This is a genomic window from Dolichospermum lemmermannii CS-548, from assembly GCF_028330815.1.
GTDB classification, from domain to species: domain Bacteria; phylum Cyanobacteriota; class Cyanobacteriia; order Cyanobacteriales; family Nostocaceae; genus Dolichospermum; species Dolichospermum lemmermannii.
In genome coordinates, this window is the sequence record NZ_JAQMTJ010000242.1 from 1 (window position 1) to 10,918 (window position 10,918).

Consider the following 10,918-nt stretch of genomic DNA (forward strand, 5'->3'; position numbering starts at 1 on the left):
AAACCAGTAATCTCCAAAAACCTAACCCCCCTACCCCCCTTCCCTGCAAGGGAATGGGGGTTTTAAAGCCTCTCCCCTTGCAGGGGAGAGGTTTGGAGAGGGGTCAGTCTATACATTCAAAACTTTTCAAACACCCTCTAATAGGATTTACCATCACTACCAAAGTATTCTCGATAAGCACAAACTTGATTGTCTCGAATATCAAAAGCAACTGCAACCCGATTTTTATAAGGATTGCCAAATAAGTTACCTTCATCCCGAAATTCAAAAATCACGGTTTTTTCATTGCTAGTAATATTGTCTAAAGAAGTAATCTTAATTCCTGCTTGGAAAGCCTCAGAAACATATTCAAAAAACTCCTTTGCTCGTTCTTTACCTATATTTAACCCGTGAAATTTTCCCATAGGAAACCAAAAGGTAAAATCATCCGTTAGCATATCTAAAAATGCTTGCCAATTACCAGTTTCTAAGCCTTGTGTAAAATAGGCAAATGCTTGTTGAGCAATTTTTAAAGTGTTTTCTGATTCTGTCGTCATCTATTTATTCCTGATTGTTCATAATTTACCACGCTGTTAGCGTGGTAATCAAAATTATGCCAGTCTGCGTTTAACTTCTTCTGGTAAATCTGCCAAAGCTACTTCTATTTGTTCACCACTTTGTAGATCTTTCAATGATGATTTTTGTGCTGCTGCTTCTTCCGCACCAATAATTACACAAAATCTAATACCCTGTTTATCTGCGGCTTGAAATTGTTTACCTAAAGGGCGTTTTTCAAAGTTAGTCACAACATTAATTCCCCCTTGACGTAACTGTTGCGATATTTGTAAATAAACAGGCATTAAATCCTCTTGCATATTTACTACTACCACTTGAGCGGGAGTTGCAGATAAAGTATTGAGAATACCCGCTTTTAACAACCTGCTAATTAACCGAGTTAAACCAATAGAAATACCCACACCAGGCATTTTTTCACCGATAAATGTTCCCACTAATTCTTCATATCTACCACCAGAACAAATACTCCCTAAAGCTGCATGGCCTAATAAAGTAGTTTCGTAAACTGTTCCAGTATAATAATTTAAACCACGAGCAATAGATAAATCAATACAGAAACGTTTATCAGCAACTCCTAAATTTCTAACTCCATTAATGACAGTTTCTAATTCAGTTACTCCTAAATTAAATTGTTCTGCTTCTGGTAAATTCTCAGCAAGGTGTTTGAGTTTATCTAAAACATCATCAATACTACCATCAATTTTCACAAACTCAATAATTTTTTCCGTTTGTTCTGAGGAAATACCTTCTGTCTCTAACTCTTGTTTAACTTTAGCTTCGCCAATTTTCTCCAAATTATCAATAATACTAATGCAGGTTTTAATTTGGTTTTCAGCAACTCCTACTGATTGGAAAAATCCTGTCAGGATTTTGCGGTTATTAATGCGAATAACAAAATCACCAATATTAATCTTTTCAAATATTTCCGTGATAATTGCGGGCATTTGGGCATCATAAAGTAAACTCAGTTTACCACGAGCAACCACATCTATATCACATTGCCGAAACTGTCGAAATCGTCCATCTTTTGCCCGTTCACCCCGAAATACCATATCCATTTGATAACGAGCAAAAGGAAAAGTTAACTCATTTAAGTGACGAGCAATATAAGCAGCAAAAGGAACAGTTTGATCAAATTTCAAAGCTCTTGCTTCTGAACCAGTTTCTCCAGATTTATCCTTTTCGGCTTGGCGATTTGGTGGTAAAATTGGGTCAATACCATAGATAATATTATCACCTTGATTACCTTTAGCTTGCAGGACTTCTAACCTTTCCACTGCTGGAGTTTCAATGGGTGTAAAACCATAACTTTCAAAAACTTTGCGAATAATATCTAGTAAATATACTTCAAGACGCTTTTCACTAGGCAGAAATTCGGGAAATCCGCTCGGAGTAGAAAAGTTGATTTTGTCACTTTTAGTCATGTTTTTACCTTATTAAATGGGAAATTAACTACAGACTATTATCTTATCTTTTATTTACAGCACATAACAGGTAAATAAGGAAATACTCAACATGATTAATAATTGTGCCAAAATTCACTTGATCTTTGATAATTTGGTAATTGGTAATTGGTAATTGGGAAAACTTTTATTCAGTTCCCAGTTTCCATATCCCTAATCTTCATTATTAAACCACCAAGGGTCTTTATCCATGTTAGTTTTAATCAAAAAGGCTTTTTTTCGCATAAAGCGTTTAAAGGCAGCTTTACCCATGCGTGAACCTCCCAAACCAGAAAATTTAAAGGCGTTTTTCTCTCCTTCTTGCATCATAGCTGTTAACCCTGCATCATTAATACTAATAGCACCTACATCTATTTGCATACCAATTTCTAATGCTAACTCTTCTGATTCAGAAAATATAGCAGCACTTAATCCATAAATAGAATCATTAGCTAAATTTATCGCTTCTTCTATATTAGCAAAAGGCATAACTGGCATAATTGGACCAAATGTTTCTTCAGTCATTACTTTCATGGAATGGTCAACTTCAGTCATAACCGTGGGACGACACCACCAACCTCCACCTAATTCTTCTACTTTACCACCACAGTGAATTACTGCCCCTTTAGAAACTGCATCTAGCAGATGATCATTAATAATAGCTGCTTGTTTTTCACAAATAATCGGACCAATTTCACCACTTTCAATAGTTGGGTATGCCAATTTCAATTTATGGGATTTAGTGACTAATTGATGATAAAATTGTTCAAAAATAGATTCAGCAACATAAATTCTTTCAATTGATAAACATGACTGTCCAGAATTCACAACAGAACCCCACAAAATTGCTGAAGTTGCTAAGTCTAAATCTGCTGATTCTAAAACAATAGCTGGGTCTTTGCCACCTAATTCTAAGCAAGCAGGAATGAATTTTTGGGCTGCTGCTTCTGCCACTAAACGCCCAGTTTCTACACTACCTGTAAAACAAATTAAATCTACATCTTCGATTAAATCTGCTCCTGTTTGTCCTGCTCCTTCGACAAAATTTAAAACATCACGTAATTGCGGAATTGTATTCAGAGTTGTCATTAAAGGAGCAACAAAACGGGGAGTGATTTCACTGGGTTTAACTATGACTGCACAACCCGCTAATAAAGCTGGAATTGTATCAATTGTAGATAACAATAGGGGAAAATTCCAAGGACTAATTATGCCAACCAGAGGATAAGGAACAGCCGTTTGTTGTAAAGCAATAAACGGAATAGATGTATTTTTAGCTGTCCCTTGTAGTAATTGTGGAGCTAAATTACACCATTTGTCAATATTAGCAATAAATGAATCTACTTCTGTCACTGATGTTGATAATCTTCCCGTATCACTAACTAAAGCTTCTGTTAATTGTGTTCGGTCTGATAATATCGCTTTTTTCCAGGCTTTTAAAGCAGCAATTCTGCCTTCAACTCCTAATTTTTGCCAGATAATTTGTCCTCTTCGCAACCGGTGACATTGCTGGGAAAGTAATTTTGGTGGTGGAGGAACGATGACATAATCAAATTTACCTGTGCGGGGGTTGCGGACTTCTATTGGTTTACTCATTTGTGATTAATTTAAATGTTATCTCTCGCAATCTCTCTTAGAGGATGTTTCAAAAGTTGTATTCCGTAATTTTCATCACATTGCTACCCCCCTTTCCCCTTGTAAAGGGGGGAAACAATAAAAATCCAGTTCCCTCCCCGTTACAAGGGGAGGGTTAGGGTGGGGTAAAAAATATTTGATACATCAACCATAACTTTAGGGTCAGGCGTGGGGCTTCTGTCGGTTAAGCTAAAAAATTGCATTTATAGATAAAATACTGACAAAGAGCGATCAGATTTTTGTCAACACACAAGCTTTATGAAACCACAAATACCAACACAACGGGCAATTCTGGGATTAGAAGATTTTATATCTACTCCCTTAGCAGAGAAACTAGAACAGCATCTTCACATTGACAGTCGAGAAATAGCGATCGCATTATTTCAAGATGTAGCTGCTAGTGTACCCGCTTACCAGGCATTTTTAGCAGAACGAGGCATAAATCCTCAAGATATTCAAACATTAGCAGATTTTCAAAACTTACCAAAAGTTAATAAAGAAAATTATATTTCCCGTTATTCTTTGCCCCAATTGTGTAATAATGGAAAACTAGGAAGCTGTGATATGATTGCAGCTTCCTCTGGCTCAACAGGTAAACCCACATTTTGGCCGCGTTTCATCACTGATGAATTACAAATAGCCACCCGCTTTGAGCAAATCTTTCATAATAGTTTTTATGCGGATACTAAAACTACTTTAGCAGTAGTTTGTTTTGCTCTGGGAACTTGGGTAGGGGGAATGTTTACTACTAATTGTTGTCGTCATTTAGCCGCTAAGGGTTATCCGATTACCGTCATTACTCCAGGGAATAATAAACCGGAAATTTTGCGAATTGTCCAGGAATTAGGTGGTAACTTTGAGCAAGTTGTGTTATTAGGATATCCACCATTTTTAAAAGATGTCATTGATACGGGTATTGCCAATAATATCGAATGGGGACAATATCATATTAAGTTAGTCATGGCAGGAGAAGTATTTAGTGAAGAATGGCGCAATTTAGTAGCCCAAAGAATAGGTTCTGAAAATCCCTGTGATGATTTTGCTTCTATGTATGGAACAGCAGACGCGGGAGTTTTAGGAAATGAAACACCTCTTAGTATTTGTATTCGGCGGTTTTTAGCAGTCACACCTCAAGCAGCGAAAGCATTATTTGGGGAGTCGCGTTTACCTACTTTAGTCCAATATGATCCTTGCAGTCGTTTTTTTGAAGTAGAAGATGGAAATTTACTATTTTCTGGGAATAATGGTGTGCCTTTAATTAGATATAGCATTTTTGATCAAGGTGGCTTAATTACCTACACAGAAATGCTAGAATTCTTAGCAGCATGGGGTTTTAATCCTATTACAGAATTAGAAAATCATCGCGGAATTCATCAATTACCTTTTGTTTATATCTTCGGACGTTCTAATTTTACGGTTTCCTATTTTGGTGCGAATATCTATCCAGAAAATGTGACGGTAGGATTAGAACAACCAATTATTAGAGAATGGGTAACAGGTAAATTTGTTTTACAGGTAAAAGAGGATTTAGACAAAAACCGCTTTTTATCTGTAGTAGTAGAGTTAGCACCAGGAATAGAGGATAAAGAGGAGAAAAGATTATCTATAACTGCTGCTATTCTTGCTCAATTATTGCGTCTCAATAGTGAGTTTGCTAACTATGTTCCCCGACAATATCAAACTCCATTGGTAGAATTAAAACCCATTGGTGATCTTGAATATTTTCCTATAGGTGTCAAACACAGATATACCCGGAATAATACACGTAAATAGTCAAAAAATAGGTAAGAAATCAAAATCTCAAACTTTGCGCCTTTGCTTCTTCGCGCCTCTGCGCGAAACATAATTAATAATAACGCAACGGCCAAAATTTAATAAAACTCTTACCTACAATCAGGTTATTTGCATACTGCTTATAAAATTTGCCAACCAGTACCTTGATAACCATAATCAAAGATATCTGGATGCAATATTTCTGCGAGAATTTCTAAAGAATCTACCAACCGCGGACCAGGACGGTTAAAATAAGCATTGCCATCAGTAATAAAGACTCTCCCTGATTGGACTGCATGGAGTTTTTTCCATTCTGGACGTTGAGTTAATACTTGAGCTTCTTGCTGAGTCTGTTGTAAATCAAAGCCACAGGGCATGAAAATAATCACATCTGGGTTACTATCTACTAATGTTTCCCATTTGACATGAGTAACAGGTTTATCCATCAAGCTAAATAATGGTTTTCCTCCTGCTAAGTTGATTAATTCAGGAACCCAATTTGTAGCGGTCATCAAAGGATCAGTCCATTCAACGCAAGCGACTTTAGGCATTTCTGCACAGGATAGCCCTTGCAGTCTTCGCTTACAAATTCTCACACGGGCTTCTAAATTTTCCAGTATTTCTACTGAATCTACTCCAAATGTGTGACTAACCCGTTCAATATCACCCCAAAGCTCCTGTAGTGTGTTCGGTTGTAAGGAAATTATTTGCGGTGAACTGTGGGTAAGTTGGGCAACTGCTTTTTCTACTTCCGGTAAACTGACGGCGCAGATATCACATTGATCTTGGGTGATAATGTGGGTAGGGTGCAATTTCTCTAAAACATCAATTTTGATTTTGTAGACACCTAAAGCAGATTGTAATAGATTACTGGCTTCGTCATGAATAGAATGGCCATTAGCGTCACCATTCACACGGGCTTGGGTACAAACTGGAAGATTGGTGATTTCGGGAGGATAGTCACATTCATGCGATCGCCCGACCATAGCATCAAATAAACCCAGTTTAGCGACGATTTCCGTAGCACTCGGAATTAAAGAGACAATTCTTATATTGTTACTTGTATCAATCATAGTTTCACCCCCTGGGAATAGGAGTCAGGAGTCAAAAATAGAAAATGGTGTTAAGTTGTTTTTAACAGATGTTTCTACCCTCATTTTCACATATTTTTAGAGAGACGGTATCTATCTTGAGGATGTTAGCCTTTTGATTTTTCGACAAGCTCAGTAACCAGATTCCAGAATCTTAATTTTAATTAAGCGTTAACGAACCGTTTGCGAGATACACTGAAATTATCACAAAAACCCACCCCTGAAAGCGTTAGGGGTGGGTAATTCATAAATTATGGATTTGGGATTTGGGACAGTGGCAAATTAGAACATACCCATGCCGCCCATACCACCCATGCCGCCCATACCGCCCATACCACCCATGCCGCCCATACCGCCCATGCCACCATCAGGAGATCCAGCGGATTGTTTTTCAGGCTTTTCAGCAATAATGGCTTCGGTAGTTAGTACCATACCAGCAATGGAAGAAGCATTTTGTAAAGCGGAACGAACCACTTTTGCGGGATCAATAATACCAGCCGCAATTAAGTCTTCAAATTCGCCTGTAGCTGCGTTATAACCGATATTTAAATCAGTTTCCCGAACTCTGGCAACAATCACAGAACCTTCTGCCCCAGCATTTTCCGCGATTTGCCGGAGGGGAGCTTCTAAAGCTTTTTTAACAATATCAGCGCCAATTCTTTCTTCAGGAGTGAGGCTGTTTTTAATAGCATCTACCTTGGTAGATAGATAAATTAAGGTTGCACCACCACCAGGAACAATACCTTCTTCTACCGCTGCTTTGGTAGCGTTGAGTGCGTCTTCAATCCGCAAGGTTCTGTCTTTCAGTTCTGTTTCCGTAGCTGCACCGACTTTAATCACGGCAATACCACCAGCTAACTTAGCAATGCGTTCTTGCAGTTTTTCGGTATCATAGTCGGAATCAGTTTCCGCCAATTGTTTACGAATTTGCTCAATCCGGATTTGGATTTCTGGTTTAGCAGTATTACCAGCGACAATCGTGGTATTTTCCTTGTCAATGTGGATTTTCTGAGCAGTTCCCAACATTTCCAAAGTAGCTGTATCTAAGCTCAAGCCAATTTCTTCAGAAATCATTTGTCCATCGGTAAGAATGGCAATATCTTCTAACATAGCTTTGCGACGTTCACCAAAACCGGGGGCTTTAATCGCAGCTACAGCCAATACACCACGGGCTTTATTTACAACCAATGTTTGTAAAGCATCACCGTCTACATCTTCAGCAATAATCAGTAAAGGTTGACCTAAACGGGCAACTTTTTCCAAGATAGGGACTAAATCTTGAATGCTGCTGATTTTCTTATCAACAATCAGGATACGGGAGTTTTCAAACTCTACTGTCATCCGTTCATTGTTGGTGATAAAGTAGGGAGAAATATAACCTCTATCAAGCTGCATTCCTTCCACTACTTCTAGTTCAGTGGTGAAGGATTTAGATTCTTCAACGGTAATTACACCGTCTTTAGTCACTTTCTCCATGGCCAGTGCAATCATCTGTCCAACTTCAGCATCATTACCAGCGGAAACTGTGGCAACTTGAGCGATCGCACTTCCTTCTACAGGTTTAGTAATTTTGGCAATTTCTGCTACCAGTGCTTCAACGGTTTTATCAATACCCCGTTTTAAGCTAATGGGATTTGTCCCAGCGGCTACATTTTTTAACCCTTCTTTAATCAAGGCTTGTGCTAAAACTGTGGCAGTGGTAGTTCCATCGCCAGCTACATCCTTAGTTTTCGATGCTACTTCCTGAATAAGTCTAGCACCAGTATTTTCTAGAGGATCTTCTAATTCAATTTCTTTGGCAACAGTGATACCATCGTTAACAATTTGGGGAACACCAAATTTTTTCTCTAATAGGACGTTACGACCTCTTGGACCTAAAGTTATTTTCACTGCATCTGCCAGTGCGTTAATACCTCTTTCTAAAGCCCGTCGTGATTCTTCATTAAATGCAATAATCTTAGTCATGTTTTATTTTTCTATTGCTTCCATTAGACAATTTAGCACTCACTGACCAAGAGTGCTAATCCCTTTCCCCAATTTAGATTAACAATCAAAATCCCAAAATTGATTAATATTAACAGTTGATACTTATGTTTGACCATAAAACTAATGATTCTATTGGGAGCAAATGAACTTAGCGAACTCCCTTAAATCCCTTGGCATTGCTGACCCTAGCGGCTCCGGCTGGTTAGCTGTAGTATTTACGTTTCTATTAGCTTTGATTGTTACCTGGCGTTTAATTCCCACAATTCGCAAATTTGCCTTAGAGGTAGGTTGGGCAGATCAACCCAACGCCCGACGACTGAATCAAGAACCTTTACCTAATGCGGGAGGTTTGGCAATCTACGCGGGTGTTATTGCGGCTTTGGTCTTGGCTAGTCTCTTGCGGCCGATTGAACTGCAAGGGGTTTTAGCCCAGGTTTTAACGATTCTCCTCGGTGGTTCGATTTTAGTTCTAGTTGGCTTTATTGATGACCAATTTGGCTTACCTCCGTCTGTGCGGTTATGGGCGCAGGTAACAACAGCACTTTTGTTGGTTGGTAATGGCATTAGCATCCAAGTTGCCTTTGGTACACCCATTGATTCTCTCTTATCTATGGCGTTAACCGTGCTGTGGGTAGTGGGAATCACCAATGCTATTAACCTCATGGATGGCATGGATGGTTTGGCTGGTGGCATTAGCTTTATTACTGCTATCAGTTTGTTAGGTGTTTCTGCCCAGTTTGATAATCGCGCTGCTGCTACTTTGGTTTTGGCAGCTTTGGGAGGGGCAGCACTGGGCTTTTTACGCCATAATTTTTACCCCTCACACATCATTATGGGTGATGCTGGAGCATACTTTTTTGGCTATGTTTTAGCAGCAACCAGTATTTTAGGTAAACTCCAATTAAATACAATCTATGCCCTAATACCTACAGTTTTATTTCTGCTGTTGCCAGTTATTGACACTACTCAAGTGTTTGTGCGCCGGCTCATGGCAGGAAAAAATCCTTTGAGTACACCAGGTAAAGACCACCTCCATCATCGCTTGTTAGCCTGGGGACTATCCCAACGGAATGCGGCTTTTATCCTCTGGTCTATTACTTTAGGCTGTAATTTGCTGGCTATGAAAGTCCAGGGTATGAGTTTACCAGTGATGCTGGTCACTGCTATCGGTATTATTTTGCTGTTAGGGTTTACCGTTTGGCAAAGAATGTTGAATAATCCTTGAATAGGGTTTAGCAGTCCCTTCAAGCCAGGGAATAAATTCCCTGTCTAAAAGCTGAAGTCGGTTAAAACCGACTATTTTAGCAAAAATAAGATAATTTTTGATTTTGAGTTAACTAGAGTGCGTTTTAACGCACTTTAGCTTTTAGACCGGAACTTAAGTTCCGGGGTGGTTTGTTCTTGTACTGAGCAGTTCGACCCTTCGACAAGCTCAGGGCATCGCAAGCTCACTGTACCAATTGATAGTAGTATTGACATTGGTGACTACCAATTTAAAAAATATCCTAACTTGTCGCATAGATATAGAGCTTGACACTTATCAGTATTTGTGTCAAACTTGTGCGTATATAGTCTTTAACTAAAAAGTGTTACAAGTTGTGACACCTCCTATCGCCTTAGGGCATCATTAATACCAATAACTAATTAAATCTATGAATACCATACTCAACTCTGCCCTGACGCTGACATACAATCAACTCAGCACTTTTTCTGGTTTAGATAATTTCTGGCAGGTTTTCGATACCGCTTTTGGTACACAATACAACCGTAGCGGTGCGGAAATTCTGCGTTTACAGTGGCTATCTGGTGATTTTAGTCAAGTTCCGCAAATTGAGATTCTTGATAATAGCACTCTTGGCAATGCTAACGGCGCTTATGCTAGTAGCAATAATAAGATTTATTTATCAGCTAATTTTGTCGCAACAGCTACACCAGAAGCTATTAGTGCGGTTTTGTTAGAAGAAATTGGGCATTTTATTGATGCTCAAATTAATCAAACCGATAGTGCTGGAGATGAAGGAGCGATTTTTGCTGAGTTGGTACAGGGTTATAGTCTGGATACTCAGACTTTACAGGCTTTGAAGGCTGAGGATGATCACGCGACGATTACGGTAAATGGGCAAGTTATTCAGGTAGAACAGCAGAATTTTACTGGTACGGCGGGTAATGACACGATTATAGGTACTACGGGTAATGATTTTATTTATGGTTTAGCTGGCAATGACACGATTAATACTGGATTAGGTGATAGTGACTTTGCTGATGGAGGAGCAGGAGATGATTTACTAATTATTAATTACTCCATTGGTGATACTGGACGTGGGATGACCTTATCTACCGGAGTAACTACAGAAGGATTTCAGGGGACAGCTTACCGACTTAATGCCGCAGGTAGCGACTACTTAGACAGAGTTGATTTCTCTGGGATAAATCGGT

At 38.9% G+C, this 10,918-nt stretch carries 8 protein-coding genes; 3 read left to right on the top strand and 5 right to left on the bottom strand.

Annotation, left to right across the window (positions count from 1 at the left end; translation table 11 throughout):
- Positions 1–137 precede the first annotated feature (137 nt).
- From PN450_RS16320 to PN450_RS16330, 3 genes are all read right to left on the bottom strand, one after another.
- Positions 138–536 (bottom strand): nuclear transport factor 2 family protein, encoded by a 399-nt coding sequence (locus PN450_RS16320; RefSeq protein ID WP_213799279.1) that lies wholly within the window; start codon positions 534–536, stop codon positions 138–140.
- Positions 537–590: 54 nt separating this feature from the next.
- Positions 591–1,979 (bottom strand): histidine--tRNA ligase, encoded by a 1,389-nt coding sequence (gene hisS / locus PN450_RS16325; protein ID WP_271836940.1) that lies wholly within the window; start codon positions 1,977–1,979, stop codon positions 591–593.
- 192 nt (positions 1,980–2,171) lie between these two features.
- Positions 2,172–3,593, bottom strand: coding sequence for an aldehyde dehydrogenase family protein (locus PN450_RS16330; RefSeq protein WP_271836941.1), 1,422 nt, complete (start codon positions 3,591–3,593; stop codon positions 2,172–2,174).
- A gap of 297 nt (positions 3,594–3,890) precedes the next feature.
- Between PN450_RS16330 and PN450_RS16335 the strand changes: the two genes are divergently transcribed.
- A complete protein-coding gene (locus PN450_RS16335) occupies positions 3,891–5,405 on the top strand; it encodes a phenylacetate--CoA ligase family protein (RefSeq protein WP_271836942.1) in 1,515 nt (504 codons plus the stop codon).
- Positions 5,406–5,545: 140 nt separating this feature from the next.
- Here the strand turns inward: PN450_RS16335 and PN450_RS16340 are convergent, their stop codons facing one another.
- Together PN450_RS16340 and groL are read right to left on the bottom strand one after the other, a co-directional pair.
- The gene (locus PN450_RS16340) at positions 5,546–6,478 is read right to left on the bottom strand and encodes a cobalamin-binding protein (protein WP_271836943.1); all 933 of its coding nucleotides are present in this window, start codon (positions 6,476–6,478) and stop codon (positions 5,546–5,548) included.
- A gap of 300 nt (positions 6,479–6,778) precedes the next feature.
- Positions 6,779–8,461: a chaperonin GroEL gene (groL, locus tag PN450_RS16345; protein ID WP_271836944.1), complete on the bottom strand. Its 1,683-nt coding sequence runs from the start codon at positions 8,459–8,461 to the stop codon at positions 6,779–6,781.
- A gap of 163 nt (positions 8,462–8,624) precedes the next feature.
- On the opposite strand from groL, the gene PN450_RS16350 reads away from it, so the two are divergent.
- The gene (locus tag PN450_RS16350) at positions 8,625–9,707 is read left to right on the top strand and encodes an MraY family glycosyltransferase (protein ID WP_271836945.1); all 1,083 of its coding nucleotides are present in this window, start codon (positions 8,625–8,627) and stop codon (positions 9,705–9,707) included.
- 427 nt (positions 9,708–10,134) lie between these two features.
- A partial coding sequence (locus PN450_RS16355) for a hypothetical protein (RefSeq protein ID WP_271836946.1) occupies positions 10,135–10,918 on the top strand: 784 nt, incomplete at its 3' end.